Origin of the sequence: Mycoplana sp. BE70 (genome assembly GCF_031455855.1) — a bacterium.
Taxonomy (GTDB): Bacteria; Pseudomonadota; Alphaproteobacteria; order Rhizobiales; family Rhizobiaceae; genus Mycoplana.
Genome location: NZ_JAVDTM010000002.1, coordinates 414,615 through 437,063 on the forward strand (window position 1 = coordinate 414,615; position 22,449 = coordinate 437,063).

At 64.9% G+C, this 22,449-nt stretch carries 21 protein-coding genes; 11 read left to right on the forward strand and 10 right to left on the reverse strand.

Features of this window, described 5'->3' with window-relative positions:
* Window positions 1-10: 10 nt before the first annotated feature.
* The 5 genes from J2Y48_RS05335 to J2Y48_RS05355 form a co-directional block, all read right to left on the reverse strand.
* Window positions 11-952: an ABC transporter permease gene (locus J2Y48_RS05335; RefSeq protein WP_310413819.1), complete on the reverse strand. Its 942-nt coding sequence runs from the start codon at window positions 950-952 to the stop codon at window positions 11-13.
* Window positions 949-1,998 carry an ABC transporter permease gene (locus J2Y48_RS05340; RefSeq protein ID WP_310413822.1) on the reverse strand — a complete coding sequence of 350 codons (1,050 nt, stop codon included), beginning with the start codon at window positions 1,996-1,998 and terminating at the stop codon, window positions 949-951. The genes J2Y48_RS05335 and J2Y48_RS05340 overlap by 4 nt, the downstream gene beginning before the upstream one ends.
* Window positions 1,988-3,523 (reverse strand): ABC transporter ATP-binding protein, encoded by a 1,536-nt coding sequence (locus J2Y48_RS05345; protein WP_310413825.1) that lies wholly within the window; start codon window positions 3,521-3,523, stop codon window positions 1,988-1,990. Before J2Y48_RS05345 ends, J2Y48_RS05340 begins: the two co-directional genes overlap by 11 nt.
* Window positions 3,520-4,914: an amidase gene (locus tag J2Y48_RS05350; RefSeq protein WP_310413828.1), complete on the reverse strand. Its 1,395-nt coding sequence runs from the start codon at window positions 4,912-4,914 to the stop codon at window positions 3,520-3,522. The genes J2Y48_RS05345 and J2Y48_RS05350 overlap by 4 nt, the downstream gene beginning before the upstream one ends.
* Before the next feature lie 65 nt (window positions 4,915-4,979).
* Window positions 4,980-5,966, reverse strand: coding sequence for a BMP family protein (locus tag J2Y48_RS05355; RefSeq protein WP_310413831.1), 987 nt, complete (start codon window positions 5,964-5,966; stop codon window positions 4,980-4,982).
* Between the two features lie 359 nt (window positions 5,967-6,325).
* Between J2Y48_RS05355 and J2Y48_RS05360 the strand changes: the two genes are divergently transcribed.
* The 3 genes from J2Y48_RS05360 (at window position 6,326) to J2Y48_RS05370 (ending at window position 10,041) form a co-directional block, all read left to right on the forward strand.
* Window positions 6,326-7,969, forward strand: coding sequence for a phosphoethanolamine--lipid A transferase (locus J2Y48_RS05360; RefSeq protein ID WP_310413834.1), 1,644 nt, complete (start codon window positions 6,326-6,328; stop codon window positions 7,967-7,969).
* A 90-nt stretch (window positions 7,970-8,059) separates the two neighbouring features.
* Window positions 8,060-8,722: a response regulator transcription factor gene (locus J2Y48_RS05365; RefSeq protein ID WP_310413837.1), complete on the forward strand. Its 663-nt coding sequence runs from the start codon at window positions 8,060-8,062 to the stop codon at window positions 8,720-8,722.
* A complete protein-coding gene (locus tag J2Y48_RS05370; protein ID WP_310413840.1) occupies window positions 8,719-10,041 on the forward strand; it encodes a HAMP domain-containing sensor histidine kinase in 1,323 nt (440 codons plus the stop codon). The genes J2Y48_RS05365 and J2Y48_RS05370 overlap by 4 nt, the downstream gene beginning before the upstream one ends.
* 25 nt (window positions 10,042-10,066) lie before the next feature.
* Here J2Y48_RS05370 and J2Y48_RS05375 read toward each other — a convergent pair whose 3' ends face one another.
* Entirely contained in the window at window positions 10,067-10,273 is a 207-nt protein-coding gene (locus tag J2Y48_RS05375) for a DUF1737 domain-containing protein (RefSeq protein WP_310413843.1), read from the reverse strand.
* Complete coding sequence (locus J2Y48_RS05380) at window positions 10,270-11,181, reverse strand: CoA ester lyase (protein ID WP_310413846.1); 912 nt, start codon at window positions 11,179-11,181, stop codon at window positions 10,270-10,272. Before J2Y48_RS05380 ends, J2Y48_RS05375 begins: the two co-directional genes overlap by 4 nt.
* 155 nt (window positions 11,182-11,336) lie before the next feature.
* On the opposite strand from J2Y48_RS05380, the gene J2Y48_RS05385 reads away from it, so the two are divergent.
* The 4 genes from J2Y48_RS05385 to J2Y48_RS05400 all read left to right on the forward strand — a co-directional run bounded on the left by J2Y48_RS05385 (window position 11,337) and on the right by J2Y48_RS05400 (window position 13,403).
* Entirely contained in the window at window positions 11,337-11,585 is a 249-nt protein-coding gene (locus J2Y48_RS05385) for a hypothetical protein (protein ID WP_310413849.1), read from the forward strand.
* A gap of 154 nt (window positions 11,586-11,739) precedes the next feature.
* A complete protein-coding gene (gene leuD / locus J2Y48_RS05390; RefSeq protein WP_310413853.1) occupies window positions 11,740-12,345 on the forward strand; it encodes a 3-isopropylmalate dehydratase small subunit in 606 nt (201 codons plus the stop codon).
* 1 nt (window position 12,346) lies between these two features.
* On the forward strand, window positions 12,347-12,727 hold the full coding sequence (locus J2Y48_RS05395; RefSeq protein WP_310413856.1) for a RidA family protein: 381 nt from the start codon (window positions 12,347-12,349) through the stop codon (window positions 12,725-12,727).
* Between the two features lie 241 nt (window positions 12,728-12,968).
* Window positions 12,969-13,403, forward strand: a complete 435-nt coding sequence (locus tag J2Y48_RS05400) for a metallopeptidase family protein (protein WP_310413858.1) — start codon at window positions 12,969-12,971, stop codon at window positions 13,401-13,403.
* A 60-nt stretch (window positions 13,404-13,463) separates the two neighbouring features.
* Here J2Y48_RS05400 and J2Y48_RS05405 read toward each other — a convergent pair whose 3' ends face one another.
* Complete coding sequence (locus tag J2Y48_RS05405; RefSeq protein ID WP_310413861.1) at window positions 13,464-13,865, reverse strand: cupin domain-containing protein; 402 nt, start codon at window positions 13,863-13,865, stop codon at window positions 13,464-13,466.
* A 432-nt stretch (window positions 13,866-14,297) separates the two neighbouring features.
* Between J2Y48_RS05405 and leuB the strand changes: the two genes are divergently transcribed.
* Window positions 14,298-15,410 carry a 3-isopropylmalate dehydrogenase gene (gene leuB, locus J2Y48_RS05410; protein WP_310413864.1) on the forward strand — a complete coding sequence of 371 codons (1,113 nt, stop codon included), beginning with the start codon at window positions 14,298-14,300 and terminating at the stop codon, window positions 15,408-15,410.
* Window positions 15,411-16,094: 684 nt separating this feature from the next.
* Window positions 16,095-16,793 (forward strand): phosphatase PAP2 family protein, encoded by a 699-nt coding sequence (locus tag J2Y48_RS05415; RefSeq protein WP_310413867.1) that lies wholly within the window; start codon window positions 16,095-16,097, stop codon window positions 16,791-16,793.
* Window positions 16,794-16,859: 66 nt separating this feature from the next.
* Here the strand turns inward: J2Y48_RS05415 and J2Y48_RS05420 are convergent, their stop codons facing one another.
* Complete coding sequence (locus tag J2Y48_RS05420; RefSeq protein ID WP_310413869.1) at window positions 16,860-18,749, reverse strand: MFS transporter; 1,890 nt, start codon at window positions 18,747-18,749, stop codon at window positions 16,860-16,862.
* A 584-nt stretch (window positions 18,750-19,333) separates the two neighbouring features.
* On the opposite strand from J2Y48_RS05420, the gene J2Y48_RS05425 reads away from it, so the two are divergent.
* Together J2Y48_RS05425 and J2Y48_RS05430 are read left to right on the forward strand one after the other, a co-directional pair.
* Entirely contained in the window at window positions 19,334-20,368 is a 1,035-nt protein-coding gene (locus tag J2Y48_RS05425) for an aspartate-semialdehyde dehydrogenase (RefSeq protein WP_310413871.1), read from the forward strand.
* A 189-nt stretch (window positions 20,369-20,557) separates the two neighbouring features.
* Window positions 20,558-21,379, forward strand: a complete 822-nt coding sequence (locus J2Y48_RS05430; protein ID WP_310413874.1) for a lytic transglycosylase domain-containing protein — start codon at window positions 20,558-20,560, stop codon at window positions 21,377-21,379.
* Window positions 21,380-21,652: 273 nt separating this feature from the next.
* Here the strand turns inward: J2Y48_RS05430 and J2Y48_RS05435 are convergent, their stop codons facing one another.
* A complete protein-coding gene (locus J2Y48_RS05435; protein WP_310413878.1) occupies window positions 21,653-22,294 on the reverse strand; it encodes a carbonic anhydrase in 642 nt (213 codons plus the stop codon).
* Window positions 22,295-22,449 lie beyond the last annotated feature (155 nt).

Below are 22,449 nucleotides of genomic sequence, written 5' to 3' on the forward strand. Positions count from 1 at the left end.
CCGCCTGAGCCTAACGCTCACCGCGCCGATAGGGCTGCATCAGCGCTTGCGGGACGCGGGCGCGGCGGGCCATGGCGGCGAGAGCCACGATGGAGAGTATATAGGGCATCATCAGGAAGATTTGGTACGGCACGTCGCCCAGCACCGCCTGCAGCCGCAATTGGAACGCGTCGAAGAAGGCGAACAGCAGCGCCCCGAACAGCGCCCTTGCCGGCTTCCAGGAGGCGAAGACGACGAGCGCGATGCAGATCCAGCCGCGCCCCTGCACCATGGTCGGGAAGAAACTGTTGAACGCCGACAGCGTCAGGAACGCGCCACCGACGGCCATCAGCGCGCTGCCCGCCATGATCGCGCCGTAACGCACCTTGATCGGGTCGACGCCCTGTGCTTCGGCCGCGTGCGGGTTTTCGCCGCTCATGCGCAGCGCCAGCCCGAGCGGGGTGCGGTAGACGACATAGCCGAGCAGCAGCGCGATGACGATCGCCAGATAGGTGGGCGCGGTCTGGGTGAAGAGCGCCGGACCGACGAAGGGCAGATCCGAGAGGCCCGGAATGGCGAGCGGTCGGAACGGCGTCACTGTCGGCGGCGTCGAGGCAAGCGGCACCGTCAGGCGGAAAATATAGTAGCTGAGCGAGGAGGCAAACAGGGTGATGCCAAGCCCCGTCACATGCTGAGACAGGCCAAGCGTCACCGTCATCGACGCATGGAGCAGGCCGAACAGCGCGCCGGATAGCGCGGCGACAAGGATGCCGGTCCAGAGGTCGGCACCGTTGAACACCGCGAGCCAGCCGATCATCGCGCCGAAGGTCATGATCCCCTCGATGCCGAGGTTGAGGACGCCGGACCGCTCCGACAGCAGCGCGCCGAGCGTGCCGAAGATCAGCGGCGTCGCGATCCGCAGAACCGCGGCCCACAGGCCGGCCGAGGCGATGATGTCGAACAGCGTGCTCATCGGCGGATCCTGTACTGGGTGAAGAAGATGGCGACGAGCATGGTCAGGAGCGACAGCGCAACGGTGACGTCGGCGATGTAGGTCGGGATGCTCAACGCGCGGCTCATGCCGTCGGCGCCGACGAACATGGTGGCGGTGAAGAGCGCGGCGGCGATCACGCCGAGCGGATTGAGGTTGGCCAGCATCGCGACGATGATGCCGGCATAGCCGTAGCCCGGCGACAGGTCGGTCGTGACGTATCCCTTCACGCCCATCACCTCGATCGCGCCGGCAAGCCCGGCAAGCCCGCCCGAGAGGCAGGCAACCTTGACCAGCGTCCTGCCGAGCGGCACGCCGGCAAAGGCGGCTCCCTCCGGGTTCAGGCCGGCGGCACGCGACTGCAGGCCGAAAACGGTGCGCGCCTGCAGGAAGTGGACCACCAGTGCGGTAACGACGGCCACTAGCAGGCCAATATGAAGACGCGACCGCTCGATCAGCTTGGGCAGCAGCGCGTGGTCGGCAACCGGCATCGACTGCGGCCAGCCGAAGGCAAGAGGATCCTTCAGCGGCCCCTCGATCATCATCGAGACGAAGAGGACGGCGACGAAGTTCAAAAGCAGGCTCGTCACCACCTCGTCGACGGAAAAGCGCAGACGCAGCCAGAGCGGCACCAGCATCAGGAGAATGCCGGCAAGCGCGCCGGCGGCAAAGAGGAGCGGGATCAGCACCGGTCCCGGCAATCCCGAGAGCGCGCTCGACCCGAGGGCGGCCACCATGATCGCGCCGAGATAGAACTGTCCCTCGGCGCCGATGTTCCAAAGCCGTGCACGGAAGGCGACGGCAGCCGCAAGCCCGGTCAGCATCAGCGGCGTCGCCCGCGTCAGGGTTTCGGTGGCGGAGAGCCGCGTACCGAAGGCGCCGGTCAGGATGCGGCCATAGGCCTCCAGCACAGGTGCGCCGGCGAGCGCGATCAGGATGCCCGCGAGCGCCAGCGCCGCGGCGACGGCAAGAATTGGTGACAGGACGACCAGCAGCAGCGGGCGGTGTTCGCGGCGTTCAAGGCGCATCGGTCTGTCCTTCGCTCGACGTCCAGTCGCCGGACATCATCAGGCCAAGGCGGCGCGGGTCGGCGTCCTCGGCGGCGATCGGCGCGGAAAGCCGCCCCTTGACGATCGCCTGGATGCGGTCGGCAAGGCCGATCACCTCGTCCAGGTCCTCGGAAATCAAAAGCACCGCCGTCCCCTGCCGGCGTGCCTCGAGGATGCGCGCGTGCACGGCGGCGACTGCGCCCTCATCGAGGCCTCGCGTCGGCTGCGCGGCGATCAGGATGCGCGGCCGCCGGTAGAGGTTGCGCCCGAGGATCAGCTTTTGCATGTTTCCGCCGGACAGCAGGCGCGCGCGGCTCGTCGGCGTGCCACCACGCACGTCGAAATCCTCGATGATGGTGGCGGCCAGCGCCTGGCCGGCCATCCGGTTGACGAGGCCGGCCCGGGAGAAATGCGCGGTGTGAATCCGCTCCAGCACAGCATTCTCCCAGATCGCCATTTCGCCGATCGTGCCTTGCCGGTGGCGGTCTTCGGGAATGCGGCCGACGCCGGCTTCCACCAACTCGTGCACGTCGAGCGCGGGTGTGATTTCACCGAACAGCCGCATCTCCCCGCTGCTTGGCGCCGCCAGCCCGCTCATCAGCTGCGACAGCGCCGCCTGGCCGTTTCCGGAGACGCCTATGATGCCCAGCGTCTCGCCTTCACGCAGGAAGAAATCGATTTCCTTCAAACGGTCGATGCCGCCGCTGGTCACCGTCAGGCGGGACGCCTGGAACACGGTTTCACCCGGTGTCGCGGGTTCGCGCGTCGGCCGTGTCACGCGATGGCCGACCATCAGTTCGGCGAGCTCCGCCTTGTTGGTTTCGCTGGCCATGCGCTCGGCCGCCACCTTGCCGCCGCGCAGGACGACGATGCGGTCGGCGGCCGCCATCACCTCATCCAGCTTGTGCGAGATGAAGATCAGCGACAGGCCCTGGCGCGCCATCTCCTTCAGCGTGCGAAACAGCCGCTCCGCCTCGATGTTGGTCAGTACGGCTGTCGGCTCGTCGAGGATCAGGATGCGCGCGTCGTTGTAGAGAGCCTTGAGGATCTCCACCCGTTGCTGCTCGCCGACGGACAGGTCGCCGAGCCGCGCGCCCGGATCGACCTCGAGGCCGAAGCGCTCGGCGATTGCAAGCAGCTTGCGCCGCGCCGCCTTCTTGTTCGACCGCCATGACCAGAGGGGCTCCGTGCCGGTCATGACGTTTTCGAGCACGGTCAGGTTCGGCGACAGCGAGAAATGCTGATGCACCATGCCGACCCCGGCCTTGATCGCCGCGCGCGGGCGGCCGTGCGGAAGCTCGACGCCGTCGACACGCACGGTGCCCTCGTCCGGCGTGTAGTGGCCGAAAAGAATGCTCATCAGCGTCGTCTTGCCGGCGCCGTTTTCGCCGAGCAGCGCCAGCAGTTCGCCCTTGCGCAGGCTAATGGAGATATCGTCGTTCGCGACGATCGCACCGAAGCGCTTGCTGATATGGGACAGTTCGAGGACGGTTTCGGGGGTCATGCTGCAAGTCCCGCGACGGCAAAACGATGCTGCCAGCGCGCCTCGCGTTCGAGCCGGGTGGCGAGGGAAAGCAGCAACGTCTCAGACCCCATGGGACCCATCACCTGAAGCGGCAGCGGCAATCCGTCCGCATCCGCGCCGAAGGGCAGCGTCAGTGCCGGAAAGCCGGAGATGTTGGCGAGGCTTGCAAGCGGCGCAAAGGCCGTCATCCGCTGCAGGTGCAGATCGGTGTCGGCATGGTCGGCGGGAAAGGACCCGACCGGCGGGGGGGCGGAAGAGAGCATCGGCATCAGCACGCAGTCCAGGCTTTCGAACAGGGCCCAGGTTCTGTGGCTCACATGCACCGCGACATCGAGCGATGTCCAGAGGTCGCCACCGGATATTTTTCGTCCGCGCTGCGCAAACGCGCGGGTCAGCGGTTCGGCAAGGTCGAGATCAAGCCCGGCAGTCTCGGCGAGCCGGGCCAGATTGACCGAAGCGATGTCGGCGAAGACGGTGGCGGAGATCGCTACCGAATCCTCAAAGTCGGACCAGTAGAGCGGAACGATCCGGTGCCCTTCCCTTTCAAGTGTCTTCGCTGCATCTGAAACCACCGTGCTTCGCGCGGCATCCGTCGGATAATCGCGGCCGGTCTCGGTGAGGACGCCGATCCGCAAATTGCTTTCCGCAACATCGCCCGGCGCCGGGTCGGCAAAGGGACCTCGGGCCTTGCCGCGCAGCGCCTCGAAGATCGCCCGCGTGTCGCGCACCGAGCGGCAGACGGCAAGTTCGCTGGCGATCCCGCCGAGGTGGTTGCCGAAATGCGGTCCGCCGGGCATGGCGCCGCGCGTCGGCTTCAGCCCGACCAGGCCGCAGCAGGCGGCCGGCACGCGGATCGAGCCGCCGGCGTCGGTGGCATGGGCGATCGCGACGATCCCGGCTGCGACGGCAGCGGCCGCGCCGCCCGAGGAGCCGCCGGCGGTGCGCGACGGGTCGAGCGGATTGCGGCAAATCGGCCCGCGGGCCGGTTCGCTCGCGAGCGAGAGCCCGAATTCCGGACTGGTCGTCAGGCCGAAGCAGGCAAAACCCGCCTGCCGGAACCGATCAGCGAGGTCGGAATCCATCGCAGGATCCAGCATCCCGTCCAGCATGCGCGACCCCGCGCGGACGGGAAAGCCGGCAAAGGGGCCGCCGAGGTCCTTTGCCAGTGTCGTCACGCCACCAAAGGGTCTGGTTGCGAAATGCGCCGGATTGGTCGTTCTCTCCGCGTCGAGCCTGGCAGCCGCTTCCCGGCCGCGCGCATCATCGAGGTGGCAGATCGCGCCGAATGCCGTGTTGGCGGAAGCGGCCGACAGCGCCGCCTCCATTGCTTCGCAGGCCGAAACAACGCCGGAACGGATCGCATCGGCCAATGCCGATGCGTCTCCCTTTTCTACACCTGTAGCCTCCGGCGTGGACACGACCACGGCCAGCCGGCTTACTTCGGCTCTTCCATCATGATCGGCACTTCGAATTTGCCGGCCTTGATATCGGCCCGCTTGGCCTCCATGGCCGCCTCCGCCTCCGCCGGCGCCACGCCCTTGACATAGACGATGTCGCTGCCGCCCTCCTTCATCAGGCCGTACGCCGTGTAGCTCCGGCCGACCGGCTTGCCGGCGTTCACGTCAGCGACCGCGGCATCGAGGATTGGGCGGAAATACCACATCGCGTTGGCGAAGACGGTGTCGGGATAGCGCGGCGTATAGTCGAGCAGCGAGCCGACCGCCTTGATGCCGCGCTCCTTGGCGGCGTCGGCGGTGCCGATGCGCTCGCCGAACAGGATGTCGGCGCCGGCGTCGATCTGGGCAAGGCCCGCCTCGCGCGCCTTCGGTGGGTCGAAGAAGGTGCCGATGAAGGAGACGAGATGCTTGGCGTCCGGGTTCACGTCCTTCACCCCGGCGGCAAAGGCGTTGATCAGCATGTTGACCTCAGGGATCGGGATCGCGCCGACCGAGCCGACGATGTTGGATTTCGTCATCTTGCCGGCGAGCATGCCGGCGAGATAGGCGCCGTCATGGTTCCAGGTGCCGAACACGCCGAAATTGTCGCCCGCGGCCTCGCCGCTGGACCCCATCAGGAAGGCGGTGTCCGGATAGTCCGCCGCTACTTGCCGTGCCTCGCGCTCGACCGCATAGGATTCGCCGACGATCAGCTTGTTGCCCTGCTCGGCGTATTCGCGCATGGCGCGCGGATAGTCGGTGCCGGAGACGCCTTCCGAGAACACGTACTCGATCACGCCGTCCTTGGCCGCCGCCTGCAGCGCCTCGTGCAGGCGCGAGTTCCAGGCATTTTCGACGGGGGAGGCATGGATGCCCGCAACCTTGAGCGGTGCCTGGGCGCGCGCCTGCGACAGGAACGTGCTCGCACCGAGAACGAGGCCGCCGGCAAGCACTGTACGACGTTTAATCAAGAGGCTGTTCGTCATGTTTCGTTCCCCTTCGTTTTGACCAAATGCTTCAAAAGCAATAGGTTTCTCGCAAAAACGAGTCAAGCTCCGCCGATCCCGCGCCGCGGCGACAAACTTCCTTTGCCACCGCAGCAAGCTGCGGAAAATCGGCCCGCTTGGCTTCCGTCGAGAGGACTTCCGTCCTGCCAACGACTTGAGGCAGGCGCCCCGTGACGGGCTTGACCGCGTTCAGGCTGTTGTCAGCATCGCTCGGCAGGTTCCGCCGCGGCGGAGGCGGCGAATGTCCGCAACGAGGCTGACCCGCGCGGGCACGTGTTCACAAGAAGCGCATGCGAGGTTTCCTAATCCGCGGATGATGCGGATTACGAGGAGACGAGATGACGACTTTCACGGACGGCCTGACGGCCGCGCGGCGCAGTCTGCGGCCCAGCATCGGTGCCGTATCCTTGAGTTTCGTCGTGGCGCTCTTTCTGCTGGCGACGGCAAATCGGAGCTTTTGGGACAAGACGGCGATCTATTTCAGCGGAACCGTCGGGGCGATGGCGTTTTTGGCGCTTGGACTGGCCGCGCTCTTTTCCACCATCTGCATTGCCGTCTCCGTGCGGTTCCTGACCAAGCCGCTGTTCATCTTCCTGATTCTGACCGGTGCCGTGGCCTCGTGGTTCATGGACCGCTTCGGCGTGCTCGTCAGTGTCGAGATGATCCGAAACGCAGCCGAAACGACCAGCGCCGAGGCGAGCAACCTCATCACGCCGGCCTTTGCCTGGCACGTTGCCGCGTTCGGCCTTCTTCCTTCGTTCGCTGTCGCCTGGGTGCGGGTCGAGCACCGCCCCTTTTTCGCCAAGGCGCGCAGGAACACTGCCTTTGTGGTGCCGCTCCTGCTGATCGCCGCGGTCGCCGCGTCGATGCAGATGCGCCTGCTGATCGTCACCAGCCGCGAGCATCGCGATTGGCTCGCAAGCCTCAATCCGGTCGCGCCGATCGTCAGCGCCGTCCGCTATGCGATCAGCACGAAGGCGGAGAAGAATATCGTCGTGCAGCCGCTCGGCGCCGATGCACATGTCGTCGCGGCCGCCGGACGCCGGCCACGGGTGCTGGTCGTGGTCGCCGGCGAAACCGCGCGTGCCGACAATTTCTCGCTCGGAGGCTATCCACGGCCGACCAACCCGGAACTCGCGGCACGCGATATCACCTACTTTTCACAGACGGAAAGCTGCGGCACGGCAACCGCCGTTTCGCTGCCCTGCATGTTCTCCATCTACGACCGGGACGGCTACAGCCACCGCAAGGGCCTGGAGACCGAGAACCTTCTCGATGTCCTGTCCCATGCGGGGCTTGCGACCGAGTGGTGGGACAATAACACCGGCAGCAAGGGGATCGCCGACCGCGTCACCTACCATTCCCTACCCGCCAGCCCCGATTCCCGCTTTTGCACCGATGGCGAATGCCAGGACGGCATCCTGCTCGAGCGCCTGGTTCCCTGGCTCGACGGGGTGAAGACGGACAGCGTCCTCGTCATCCACCAGCTCGGCAGCCACGGCCCCGCCTATTACGAGCGCTATCCGGACGCCTACCGGCGCTTCCAGCCCGACTGCCGGACGGCCGAAGTTGCCGATTGCAGCACAGAGGAAATCGTCAACGCCTACGACAACACCATCACCTATACCGATCATTTTCTGTCGATGATCATCGACGCGCTGAAAACTCGCGAGGGCCGGCTGGACGGGGCGATGATCTACATGTCCGACCACGGCGAGTCCCTTGGTGAGAACGGCCTCTACCTGCACGGCGCACCCTACCTGATTGCGCCGAAACAGCAGACGCATGTCCCGTTCGTGCTGTGGCTAGGCGCGCAAGACAAGGCCACGGTCGACGCGGCCTGCCTGCGCCAACGCGCCGGCGAACCGGCGTCGCACGACAATCTGTTCCACACCGTGCTGGGATTGATGTCGGTGGCGACGACGGTCTACGATCCGGCGCTCGACGTACTTTCAGGCTGTCGGCCTGCTGCCGCCACCTGAACGGAACGGCATGGACGATGGAGTGACGCCCGATATAGTCTGGACAAAGAGCAATGGACGCGCCGCGGCGCGTTCCGGGAGGGACGCAAAGTGCGTGTGCTGCTGATCGAGGACGATGCCATATTGGGCGAGGCTGTTCGCGACTATGTGGCGGCGGGCGGGCACGCGATCGACTGGGTGCGGACGCTGGAGGACGCCAAGGCGGCGGTCAGGGCGGTCAAGTACGGTCTTGTCCTCCTCGATTTGCGTTTGCCGGACGGAAGCGGAATCGGCTTCCTGAAAGGCTTGCGCGAGGAGGGTGACGGTACGCCGGTGATAATCCTGACGGCGCACGACCAGATCTCCGACCGTATCGAGGGTCTCAACAGCGGGGCGGACGACTATCTGGTCAAGCCCTTCAATCTCGGCGAGCTGTCGGCGAGAATGCTCGCGGTGGCACGGCGCTACGGCGGCAACCCGTCTCCCGTCATACGGCTTGGCGATCTGGAGATCGGCCAGGCAGACCGCCGCATTGTTCGCGACGGCCGCCAAATCGTCCTCTCGGGCAGGGAATGGGCGGTCATGGATGCCTTGCTCGCCCGGTCGGGCGCCATCGTTTCCAAGGCGCAGATCGAGGAGGCGCTCTACGCCTTCGGCTCGGAGATCGAAAGCAACACCGTCGAAGTCTATGTGAGCCGCGTGCGCAAGAAGCTGGGGCATGACACTATTCTCACCATTCGCGGCGTCGGCTACCGGCTTGGGATGCAGGCATGAAGGAAGCCAGCATCACCCGCCGGCTGACGCTGTCGCTGGCCGCCGCATTGGCCGGTTTCTGGCTGCTGGCGACCACGCTCGGCGTCATGGTGATGCAGGACGAGTTCGGCGAGATCTTCGACAGTGCGCTGCAGGAAACGGCGGAACGCCTGCTGGTCCTTGTCGCCGACAACGCCACGCCGGACAGCGGCGTGGTGTCGGCATCCGGCAAGGAGTATCTGATCTACCAGTTGCGCAACGACCGGGGCGAAGTGCTGCTGCGCTCGCACGATGCGCCGACGACGCCGTTCGACGTGCCACTGAAGAGGGGCTTCTGGCGCGACGCGAGCTATCGCTACTACACGGCGACAACCGCCGTTGACGGCAGGCTTTACCTGCAGGTGGCCGACGCGCTCGCCAACCGGCGCGAGGCGCTGATCGAAGGCGCCATGGCGCTGTTCCTGCCGGTGCTTCTGCTCGTGCCCGCCAGCATCGCGCTGGTCTGGTACATCGGGCGCCGGTCGATCGCCCCGATCGACACGCTGCGCCAGGAGATTGCCAGCAAGGACGGCGGAAACCTTGCCGTGATCGCGCGCGACGGCATGCCGCGCGAGCTGTTGCCGATCGTGCGCTCCGTCAATCTGCTGTTGAACCGGCTGAAGGCGGCGCTCGATGCCGAGCGCGAATTCACGGCCAACAGCGCCCATGAGCTCAGGACGCCGATCGCCGGTGCACTGGCGCAGACGCAGGTGCTGATCGACGAACTCCCAAGCGGGGCCAAGAAGGCGCGGGCGCGCCAGATCGAGGCCTCGCTGGCCAACCTCAGCCACCTGGCCGAAAAACTGTTGCAGCTGGCCCGGGCCGAGGCCGGGCTCGGCGCCGTTGAGACGCCGGTCGACCTGGCGCGCGTGCTGGAGCTGGTCGTCCTCGACTTCCAGCGCGATCCCCGGGTCTCCGGCCGGTTGCGGTTTCAGCGCGCCGAGGGCGCGTCGCTGAGATATCCGGCCAGCGAGGACGGCTTTGCGATCGCGTTGCGAAACCTGATCGAAAACGCACTGGTCCACGGCGCCGCGGACGCGCCGGTGGACATCCGGCTCGAGCCGGACGGCGTCGTGCGGATCATCAATGACGGGCACGTCCTGGCGGACTGGGAGTTGGAATTGATCCGCAAGCGTTTCGGCCGCGGCCGGACGTCTGCCTCAGGCTCCGGGCTTGGCATTTCCATCGCCGAGCGGCTGCTGCGGCAGATGCACGCCCGGTTGGAATTGCTGTCCCCGCCCGAGGGAATGCCGTCGGGGCTGGAGGCGCGGATCCGGTTCGATCCGGTTCCGCCGGGCTAGGCTAGCCTAGCCGCCGCTTGCCGCCTCACTGTTCAGACAGCTTGATATCCGGCGTGTACTCCTTGCCCTCGACCTCCTTCACGACCGCCTGCCCGCACTGCATCTGCTTCGTTTCGGCGTTGTAGGCATAGGTCGGCGAACCGTGCAGTGACCAGCCCTTGTTCAGCGCCAACGTTACCTTGTGGCAGAATGCGGCGTCGTCGGGGCCGGTGAGGAAGCGGTAGACTTTCATGTGCTGCTTTCTTTCTTCGCGATGAGATCGGCCTTGGCGAGCAGTCGTTTCGCCTCGTCGAGGTGGAGGAGTTCGACCATGCGGCCGTTGAGGTTGATCGCACCCTTGCCCTCGTTCTCCGGCAGGGCGAAGGCGGCCGCCACGGCAGCCGCGTCGGCGAGCGCCGCAGCGGAGACACCATAGGCGCGGTTGGCCACTTCGATCTGGGCGGGATGGATGAGCATCTTGCCGTCGAAGCCCATCTGCCGGCCCTGTTCGCACTCGGCGGCAAACGGCTCAAGATCGGTGAAGCCGTTGAAGACGCTGTCGATCACGTCGAGCCCGGCGGCCCGGGCGGCGACGAGCGTCTGCATCAGCAGCGGCACGAGAAAGGGGCGCCCGGGGATGTCGGCGATGCCGGTGGCAAGACGCAGGTCGTTGAGCCCGAGCACGAAGCAATCGAGCCTGCCGCCGCTGGTGCGGCCGACCTCGGCGATCTCGGCAAGGTTGAGGATGGCCGCCGGCGTCTCGATCATCGCCCACAGGCGCAGGCTCTCGTCGGCGCCCTGCTCGCTCAGCCAGTCGGCAACGGCGCGGATGTCCTGCGGTTCGGACACCTTCGGCAGCAACACGGCATCCGGCGCGCAGGTTAGGACTGCGTCCAGATCGCGCTGTCCCTCAGGGTCGGAAAAGGCGTTGATGCGGATGATGCGTTCCTGCCCCGGCGCGCGTTCCAGTCCGGCGAAATGTTGCGTGAGCGCCGCGCGCGCCGCAGCCTTCTTCTCCGGCGCAACCGAATCCTCGAGGTCGAAGATGACGCCGTCGCAGGCGAGCGAGGACGATTTCTCCAACGCGCGGGCGCTGGCCGCCGGCACGCTCAGCAGCGAGCGGCGCAGGCGAAGCGGGTGATTGCGGCTCGGCGTGTCCATGACTGCTTTCTGCCTCGCTTTGTCAGAATGGGCAAGCGGTCTTGCCATTCGCGCGGCCCCGTGCGGCTTGCCAGCCGGTGCGACAGTGTGACCGCGCGCGAGCCTTGCAAAGACCACATTCGCTGCCCACATTGACCGCAGAGAAAGGATCATACATGCACAGCATCCGTTCCATCGTCCTCACCGCCGTCGCAATCGCCATCGCCGCCGCCACGTTCGTCTTCGCAGCTTCGCTCGGCTTGGCGCTCGCCGGCATCGCCTCGCTTGTCATGCTTGGTAGCTGGATCTCGTCCAAGCTGCAGCCGGCGCCCGTGCGCGCAAAGGTCTACGCCCGCGCCAACAGGCCGGGGCATCGCGAACCGCGCGTCTGGAATGACGGTCGCGGGACGATCATCGACCTCTGATCGATTGCAGGTGGCCACGCCATCGCATCGGCGCCGTTCAGGCGCTTGTGTGGTTGGCCGATCTGGATGCAGCGCAAGATTCTCCTTCAATTCCCGGCGAAACTCATCTAAACGCAGGCCCGGAACGATACGCATCGCAATCGAGGTTTACGTCATGGACAAGTTCGTCAAGCTGACCGGCGTCGCCGCGCCACTGCCCGTCGTCAATATCGACACGGACATGATCATCCCGAAGGACTACCTGAAGACCATCAAGCGCACCGGTCTCGGCGCGGGTCTCTTCGCGGAGGCGCGCTTCAACGAGGACGGCTCGCCGAACCCGGATTTCGTGCTGAACAAGCCGGCCTACCAGAACGCCTCCATCCTCGTCGCCGGCGACAACTTCGGCTGCGGTTCCTCCCGTGAACACGCCCCATGGGCGCTGCTCGACTTCGGCATCCGCTGCGTGATCTCGACCTCGTTTGCCGACATCTTCTACAACAACTGCTTCAAGAACGGCATCCTGCCGATCGTCGTCAGCCCCGAAAACCTCGAAAAGCTGATGGACGACGCCAGCCGCGGCTCCAACGCCGTGCTGACCGTCGACCTCGAGGCGCAGGAAATCACCGGCCCCGATGGTGGCCGTATCTCCTTCGAAATCGACGCCTTCCGCCGTCACTGCCTGCTGAACGGTCTCGACGACATCGGCCTGACGCTGGAGAAGTCGGCCGCCATCGACAGCTTCGAGAAGTCCACGGCTGACGCCCGTCCCTGGGCCTGATATGCGCCGCCTGATCTCCTCCGGGTCGCCCTTCGAGCGCACCGCCGGCTATTCGCGGGCGGTCGTGCAGGGCGACTGGTGCTTCGTCTCCGGCACGACCGGCTATGACTACGCCACGATGACGATGCCGGAGACAGTCGAGGCGCAGACGCGCAACTGTCTTTCGACCATCCGCGGCGCGCTGGAGGAGGCGGGCTTCTCGCTCGCCGATGCCGTGCGCTGCCACTACTATGTGACCGATGTCGCCTTCGCTGACATCGTCTTTCCGATCCTCGGCGAAGCCTTCGGCGAGATTCGCCCGGCGGCCACGATGATCGTCTGCGATCTCATCAAACCAGAGATGCTGATCGAAATCGAAGTCACGGCCCTGCGGCAACGTTGAAGTCGGCGCAGGGATATCCCGCCATCTCCAGATGAACAGCCTGCCTGCGGCCCCCGATGCAAGGGCGTGCGTCCTCCCCTTGCATCAGGCGGTAGCCCGCAGTCCGACGCAAAAACCGGTGTGAAGGCTCAAATCATCCACGGGGCGTGGCGCCCGCTTCGGCGCCGGCTGCAGCCGCACTAACGAATTCGTCACTCGAAAAGCCTGCACGAAGTGCTATATGACGCATAAAGGAGCGCCAATGGCCCGCATCGACCAGACTGAAGATTGGCAGAACCGCCATGCCCCCACGATCAGCACCTTTGAATCGCTGGCGGTGGAGGCCTATGGCAATTTGCCCGAGGAATTCCGTGCGCTGACCGGAAACCTCATCATCGAGATCGCCGACTTTCCGACCGACGACGTGTTCGAAGACATGGCGCTGGAGACGCCTTTCGACCTGCTCGGCCTGTTCGAGGGACGCGGCATTTCCGAGCGCTTTACTCTGGAGACGGGCGAGATGCCCAATCGCATCACGCTCTATCGTCGCCCGATCCTCGACTACTGGGCCGAGAACGAGGAGACGCTCGGCGACATCGTGACCCATGTGCTGATCCACGAGATCGGCCACCATTTCGGCCTTTCAGACGACGACATGGAGCGCATTGAAGCGAACGCCGATCTGACGGCGGGTTAAGCGGTCGCTCCACCCTCCGGGGCCGGGCCACTCGGGTTCGCGGTGCGCGTAGCCGGCCAGTCATTTCGATCCGGCGTATTGCGTATCCGACACGGGCTCCAGCCAATCGGCCGTGTTGCCGTCCAAGGCCTCCTGCAGCGCGATATGGGTCATGGCCGCTTCCGGGGCGGCCCCGTGCCAGTGTTTTTCACCGGGCTCGAACCAGACGACGTCGCCGGCGCGGATGACGCGCAACGGGTGGCCCCAGCTCTGCGCCAGCCCGCGGCCCGCGGTGACAATCAGCGTCTGGCCGAGCGGGTGCGTGTGCCAGACCGTCCTTGCGCCGGGCTCGAAGGTGACGCTGACCGCCCGCAGACGGGCGGGCGCCGGGGTATCGATGATCGGATCCAGGCGGACACGGCCGGTGAAATAGTCCGGCGAGGGCGTGACGGAGGGGCGGCTGCCGCAGGGCTCGATCATCATGACGGTTTCTCCTTCTCTCACGGCAGAACGGCAACGCATCATCCTGCTACGGAAACGGTCGGACGGGAAGGGCGAAGCCGCAAGAGCGCCCCGGACGCGAGGGGCGTCCGGGCCTTGGAAAGAAAGGTTGGGTCGCTGCCATCAGCCCCAACCCGGCGGCGGACGGCGCTGGAAGATGAGCGCATCGATCGCCGAGCGGATCGCGGCGAGGACGGCCTGTATGTGTCGATACATTTCAAGTCCTCCGGTCTTTGCAAGCCGGCTTCTCGTTTCCGGCTCTACGCCCCCTTGATCGCACACGGCGGCGGCCGAACCTGTTTCCCCGGTGACAGAGGATCGGTCGCGCAAAATTCTTTCGTTGCGGCGATTTGCGTTGAACGGAAGTTGCGCTAAGAACCGCGCGAACCCGCTTTCTTTGACGAGGAACTTCCCATGACAGAGCGCAACCTCCTCCTCCTGCCCGGCGACGGCATTGGCCCGGAAGCCATGGCGGAAGTCCGCAAGATCATTGCCTACATGAACGCCGAAAAGGGTGCCGGATTCGTCACCGACGAAGGCCTCGTCGGCGGCTCCGCCTACGACGCCCATGGCGCTGCGATCTCGGAAGCGGACATGCAGAAGGCGCTCGATGCCGACGCCGTGCTGTTCGGCGCCGTCGGCGGCCCGAAGTGGGACGCGGTGCCCTACGAGGTGCGCCCCGAGGCCGGTCTGCTGCGGCTGCGCAAGGACCTGAAGCTGTTTGCCAACCTGCGGCCGGCAATCTGCTATCCGGCGCTCGCCAACGCCTCCTCGCTTAAAGCCGAGCTCGTCGAAGGGCTCGACATCCTGATCGTGCGCGAGTTGACCGGTGGCGTCTATTTCGGCGAGCCGAAGGAGATCATCGACCTCGGCAACGGCCAGAAGCGCGGCATCGACACGCAGGTCTACGACACCTACGAGATCGAGCGCATCGCCGGCGTCGCCTTCGAACTGGCGCGCACCCGCCAGAACCGCGTCTGCTCGATGGAAAAGCGCAACGTCATGAAGTCGGGCGTGCTCTGGAATCAGGTCGTGACCGAGACGCACAAGCGCTCCTATTCCGACGTGCAGCTCGAGCACATGCTGGCCGACGCCGGCGGCATGCAGCTCGTGCGGGCGCCGAAGCAGTTCGACGTGATTGTCACCGACAACCTGTTCGGCGATATGCTCTCCGACGTCGCAGCGATGCTGACCGGTTCGCTCGGCATGCTGCCGTCTGCCTCGCTCGGCGCACCGGACGCCAAGACCGGCAAGCGCAAGGCGCTCTACGAGCCGGTGCACGGCTCGGCGCCGGACATCGCCGGCAAGGGCATCGCCAACCCGATCGCCATGATTGCGTCCTTTGCGATGTGCCTGCGCTACTCCTTCAACCTGGTGAAGGAAGCCGACGACCTGGAAAAGGCAATCGCCAACGTGCTAGACCGCGGCATCCGCACCGGCGACATCATGGCCGAGGGCTGCACGAAGGTCGGCACCGGCGAGATGGGCGACGCGATCCTCGCCGAATTCAAGGCGCTGTCGGCCTGATTTCAAGGTGGGGCGTGGAAACGCCCCTCCCCAGCCCCTCCCCACAAGTAGGAGGGGCTTTTTGCCGCTAGGGTGGCAAGGCCACCAATAGCGGCCTACGTATTCGTATTAAGATAGCAATCCTAACAGGCGAACGTTCCAAGTCGGCCTGTGGATCGTCAGCTTCATCTCGAATGCGCCCAAAGCGCCCGATCCGCTACGCAGCCGCGACGATGGGGCGACTTTGCTCGCAAGATGTTAACTGCGTCCTCTGTTCCCGCATGAAAATCGAGATCGTGCCTTCCAAGTTGCTTGGAAAGGCACTACCCTCGCCTCAACAAAGGGCAGTCATGGTTATATCCCATGCGTGAACTAGATATATTTGTACGAGCCTTCTTTTACTCGTTACTCGGTAGCCGCCTATCATTTATTACGTATATTTATTTATCATTTTTCCCGACAGTTTTACTGGCGAAACTGCTTGATATCTCGCCAGTTCGAGCAATCCTGTTGGTCGGCGTGGCAATCATGTTGATCAATCCTGGGCTCCGGCTCTACAGGCGGCTATTCATGCATGAATAGCCACTTTGCCGCGCCGCCGTCCCCTCGTGGAGAGAGCGGGCGCGAAGCGCCGACGAGAAGTTGTTTGGCCGCAACCTTGAAAACGCTCCCCGCCGGGGCGATGGTCGCCGGACAGGAGCCCCCATGAACCGTCCGCTATTCTCCTCGCTCTGGATCTTCACCACCGCCGCCGTGCTCGTCGCCGCGCTCGTCCCGTTCGATGCGCGGCTGTCGGAGTATGCACAGGCTCTCCCCGAGCCGCTGATCGCCTTCAATCGGGCGATTACCGATTTCGGCACCTTCCGCTGGATGATCTACGGATCTGGACTGTTGGCGATCGTCGCTTTCGTCGTCCATCACGCCAGTAGCAGCGAGACGGTGGCCGGCCGGGCCCGAACGGCCATGCGGCTGTTTTCCTATTTCTTCGTCACGATCGGCAGCGCCAGCGCGCTCGTCCACCTCCTGAAGACATTGATCGGCCGGGCGCGGCCGGAATTGCTGGTCGAGCTCGGCGCCTATAGCCTGACGCCGTTTACAGGAAACACGGTGTTCGAGAGCTTTCCTTCCGGCCACTCGGCGGCGGTCGGCTCGTTCTTCGGGGCCTTCGCGCTGCTCGTGCCGCGGCTGCGGCCGCTGTTCCTTGCAGGCGCGCTCCTGATCGGCGTGTCGCGGGTGATCGTCGGCGCCCACTATCCGAGCGACGTTGCCGCCGGGCTGCTGGTCGGGCTGTGGTGCGCGGTGATGGCGGCCTTCCTGTTCGCCCGCTGGAACGTGCTGTTCCGGCTCGATGCCGCCGGCTGGCCGCGACCCAAGATCGCCTTCGACGGGCCGGCGAAGGAATGATGTGCGCCCATAAAAAGACCGGCGCGTGTCACCACGCGCCGGTCGCCATGCCCCCCGCTGGAGGGATCAATCCATGGTGTGGATGTCGCGGTCCTTCGTTTCCGGCAGGAACAGCAGGCCGATGACGAGGGTGATCGCCGCGAAGACGATCGGGTACCAGAGGCCGTAGTAGATATCGCCCTGGGCGGCACTCATCGCAAACGCCGTCGCCGGCAACAGACCGCCGAACCAGCCGTTGCCGATGTGGTAGGGCAGCGACATGCCGGTGTAGCGGATGCGGGTCGGGAACAGCTCGACGAGCAGCGCCGCGATCGGGCCGTAGACCATCGTCACGTAGATGACGAGAACCGTCAGGACGGCGATGATCTTGGTCCAGTTGACGGCAGCCGGGTCGGCGACCATCGCGAAGGCGCCACCGTTGGCAACAGTGAAGACTGCCATGTCGTTGACGCCGTTTGCCTCTTCTGCGGTCAGCAGCTTGGCGGCAACAAGGTCCGCACCCGTCATCGTGGCCTTTTCGCCGGCGCGGATGGCGGCGGCATCGAGGGCCAGCTCCGGGTTGGCGGCGACGAAGGCGTCGAGCTTGGCATCCGGAACCTTGGCGGCGGCGCGAACCAGCGGATAGCCGGCGTCGTGCAGCGCCATGTTGGTCTGCTGTTCGAACGCGGCGGTCATGGCCTTGGCCTGGTCGCCGGCGGCGATTGCGTCGAAGCTGTTGATGACGGTGTCGCCGACCTTCACGGTCGCCGGCGTGCCCGGGGCCGCCGTCGTGACGACGTCATAGGGCACCGAGTTCTTGGTGAGGAACGCGGTTGCGATGTCGCACGAGGTGGTGAACTTCGCCGTGCCGGTCGGGTTGAACTGGAATTTGCAGTCGCCGGGGGCTGCGGTGACGGTCGCGCGGACCGTTGCCTGTGCCTGTGCGAGTGCCGGGTTGCCGGCCCAGGTCAGTGCCTTGAACAGCGGGAAGTAGGTCAGGATGGCGAGCAACAGGCCGGCCATGATGATCGGCTTGCGGCCGATCCTGTCCGACAGCCAGCCGAAGAAGACGAAGAAGCCGGTGCCGAGAATCAGCGAAGCGGCGACCATGATGTTGGCCGACTGGCTTTCGACCTTCAGAACGCCGGTCAGGAAGAACAGCGCGTAGAACTGGCCCGAATACCAGACGACGGCCTGGCCGACGACGGCACCGAACAGGGCAAGCAGGGCGATCTTGGCGTTCTTCCACTGGCCGAAGGCTTCCGAAAGCGGCGCCTTCGAGGTCTTGCCCTCTTCCTTCATCTTCTTGAAGGCCGGCGATTCGTTCATCTTCATGCGGATCCATACGGAAACGCCGAGAAGAACGACGGAGACCAGGAACGGAATGCGCCAGCCCCAGGCGGCGAAGGCTTCCTTGCCGAGGGCGAACTGGACGCCCAGGATGACCACCAGCGACAGGAACAGGCCGAGCGTCGCGGTCGTCTGGATCCAGGAGGTGAAGTAGCCGCGACGGCCGTGCGGTGCGTGCTCGGCCACATAGGTTGCGGCCCCGCCATATTCACCGCCGAGCGCCAGGCCCTGCAGCATGCGCAGGACGATCAGCAGGATCGGGGCCGCGATGCCGATCGAGGCGGCCCCCGGCAGCAGGCCAACGAGGAAGGTCGACAGACCCATGATCAGGATGGTGACGAGGAAGGTATACTTGCGACCGACGAGGTCGCCGAGGCGGCCGAAGACGAGCGCCCCGAACGGCCGGACCAGGAAGCCGGCGGCGAAGGCCAAAAGCGCGAAGATGTTGCGCGTGGCTTCGGGATAGGAACTGAAGAAGGCCGCGCCGATATAGACGGCAAGCGAGCCGTAAAGATAGAAGTCGTACCACTCGAAAACGGTGCCAAGCGAGGAGGCGAAGATGACTTTCTTCTCCTCGCTTGTCATGGGTTTGGCCTTAGGGCCTTCTGCTGTCGCAATATTCGCCATTGTGAAATCCTCCACTTCAAACGGCCTAGGGGAGCGCCCGCCGCTCTCGTCAACCGATCCTCCTCGGCCGGACGAACATGGTGCGCCTTGTCACAAAATGGCAGAAAAGTGGTGAACGCGGCAGCGCGGCTTTCGGATTATGACTTTAGTCTAAGTCCCAAGGATCGCGCCATGATTGCGGGGAAAAGGGCGGCAGCCCGAGGCGATCGCGCCTTGCGGAGCGATGACCAAGCGCGATGCGCCGGCAGGGTTGGCAAAACGTGATCGCCAATCCGCGGCCCCGGCAGCCGCCCTCACTTGACTCCCGGGCAAAATCACTTAATAGCAGCCCCGGAAAAGGACAGCGTCCCATGCTTTGCCGCGACTTCATTATCGCTGACAGCAGCCTTCTGGCGGATTCCGCCGGAGCGGAATCGCGTTGCCCCGCTTCCTCGAAAACACCGGCCAAAACGACGACGAAAACCGTCTGACGTCTCTGGCCCGCCGCTCTCTCCCCGGCAAGGCCGGGGACCGGAACCCGCGTCGCATGCCGCCGGGTTTCCCCTCACGAAGCCGAGGAGAGACAGAGAAAGAGAGCTAGACACATGGGTTTCAAGATTGCAGTCGCCGGCGCTACCGGCAATGTCGGACGCGAGATGCTGAACATCCTCGTCGAGCGCGGTTTCCCCGCCGATGAGGTCGTGGCGCTGGCCTCCAGCCGCTCGGTTGGCACGGAAGTCTCCTACGGCGACAAGACGCTGAAGGTGCACAATCTCGAGACTTACGACTTCTCCGACACCGATATCTGCCTGATGTCCGCGGGCGGCGCGGTGTCGCTGAAGTATTCGCCGAAGATCGGCGCCCAGGGCTGTGTCGTCATCGACAATTCGTCGGCCTGGCGTTACGACGCCGAGGTGCCGCTGATCGTTCCGGAAGTGAACCCGGACGCCATCGCCGGCTTCACCAAGAAGAACATCATCGCCAACCCGAACTGCTCGACCGCCCAGCTCGTTGTCGCGCTCAAGCCGCTGCATGACCGCGCCACGATCAAGCGCGTTGTCGTCTCGACCTACCAGTCGGTTTCCGGTGCCGGCAAGGAGGGCATGGACGAGCTCTTCAACCAGACGCGCGCCGTCTTCGTCGCCGACCCGATCGAGAGCAAGAAGTTCACCAAGCGCATCGCCTTCAACGTCATCCCGCACATCGACGTGTTCATGGAGGACGGCTACACGAAGGAAGAGTGGAAGGTCCTGGCCGAGACGAAGAAGATGCTCGACCCGAAGATCAAGGTGACCTGCACGGCCGTGCGCGTTCCCGTCTTCATCGGCCATTCCGAATCGGTCAACATCGAGTTCGAGCAGGAAATCACCGCCGAAGAGGCGCGCGATATCCTGCGCGAAGCGCCGGGCTGCCAGGTGATCGACAAGCCGGAAAACGGCGGCTACATCACCCCTTACGAATCGGCCGGCGAGGACGCCACCTACATCTCGCGCATCCGTGAGGACGCGACGGTCGAGAACGGCCTCAACATGTGGGTCGTCTCCGACAACCTGCGCAAGGGCGCGGCACTGAACACGATCCAGATCGCCGAGTTGCTCGTCAACCGCGGGCTGATCAAGGCGAAGAAGCAGGCCGCCTGAGGGACAGCAGCATAGAGCGTGAAAATAAAGGTCCCGCCTCAACCGTCAGACGGGGGCGGGACATTTGCCTTGATCGCGACATTGTCGGCGGGTATGGCACCCGCCGATTGCGTTAAGCGGCAACGACTCGCCTGACGGGCATTGGCATGTTTGTGAAGCAAAGCGGTTCGAGATCTCGGAGTTGATTTTATGGGCTTGATGAAAAGGATGTTCCAGGGGCTAGCGGCAGCGATGCTGACGGCGGCGATTCCAGCGGTGACGTTGGCCGCGCCATGCGGCGACAACGCCAATGGGTTCGCAGGCTGGGTCGACCAGTTCAAGGCAGAAGCCTCCGGCAATGGAATCGACCCGCGCACCCTCGACAGGGCGTTTGCCGAGGTCGGCTACAACCGGGCGACGATCCGTGCCGACCGCGGCCAGAAGAGCTTCAAGCTGTCGCTCGACCAGTTCATGCAGAAGCGCGGCGGACAGACGATCATCAACCGTGGCAAGGGCCTGCGCAAGCAGAATGCGGCTCTCTTCGCCCGCATTGAGAGCCAGTACGGCGTGCCGGCCGGACCGCTCATCGCGATCTGGGGCATGGAAACCGGCTTCGGCGGTTTCCTGGGCAAGGAGCACACGCTTTCGGCGGTGGCCACGCTCGCCTATGACTGCCGGCGTTCGGAATACTTCACCAACCAACTCTACGCGGCCCTCAATCTCGTGCAGAGCGGCACGTTGAGCACGCAGGCGCGCGGCGCGGCCCATGGCGAGATCGGTCAGACCCAGTTCCTGCCGGTCAACGTTCTCAAATACGGCGTGGACGGGGATGGCGACGGCCGCATCGACCTCGTCCGCTCCAAGGCGGACGCGCTCGCCTCGACCGCAAACTTCCTGCGCGGCCACGGCTGGAGCGCCGGCGCCGGCTATCAGCCGGGTGAGACGAACTTCGCAGCCATTCAGGGCTGGAACGCGGCCAGCGTCTATCAGCAGGCGATCGCCATCATCGCCGCGGAGATCGACGGCGGCTGACGCCGGTTCTGACTGCTTGATCCGAAGGCCCGGCACCTGTCGGGCCGCGATCACGGGCGAAGCCTTCTTATATTTCGAGCGGCCTCAACGAACCCGTCATGCCGGACCTGATCCGGCATCCAGCGCGCTCAAGTCCTTGAGCGAGAGACCCTCGCGCGCCGCCGACGCGGCGTTTCTGGACCCCGGATCAAGTCCGGGGCGACGGAAGAGGGCGGATTGCGCGTATGAGTGTTCCGTCGGCAGTCTGGCCCGGGCACGCGCAGAGTGTCTTCGTCACATTCCCGGCCGGCCAAAGTCGCCGGTTTTCGCGTCCATGATCCAGAGTTCGCCGGTGGAGATGTCGAACCAGGCGCCGTGCAGGTTGAGCTTGCCGCGCTGTTCGAGAATCTCGACGCAGGGAAACGTTCTCAGGTTGGCGATCGAGTTGCGGATCGAGACGCGTTCCAGCGCGCGCTGGCGCTCGCTGGCGGTCATCACGTCGTTGTTCTGGATCTGCGCGGCGGCCGGCTTCAAAAGGTTCATCCAACGGCCGATGAAATCACCCGGCGACAGCGGTTCCGCATCCGGATCAAGTGCGGCCTTGATGCCGCCGCAACGGCCGTGGCCCATGACGACGATGTCGGAGACGCGTAGCGATTGCACCGCGAATTCAAGGGCGGCCGAGGTCGAATGGTAATGGCCGTCCGGCTCGTAGGGCGGCATCAGATTGGCGACGTTGCGGACCACGAACAGTTCGCCGGGACCGCAGTCGAAGATGGTTTCCGGAGCCGCGCGTGAATCGCAACAGGCGATCACCATCGTCCTCGGTTTCTGGCCGCTTTCCGCGAGCGCCTTGTAGCGCTGCTGCTGTTCGCTGAAGCGTCCGTCCATGAAATTCTGATAACCGGTCAGAAGGCGGTCCGGAAAGCGATGCATTTGGTCGGTACTCCCGTACTATGACGAATGAGTAGAAGCGCGGAAAAATGCTGTATCGGGCACAGCCTCGCTGCGCAAGCCTGACGGCGCCGTGATTTTTCATCGTCGTGCAACCGGGCAAGGAGATGACTACCAGCCACATTCTACGCGTTTGC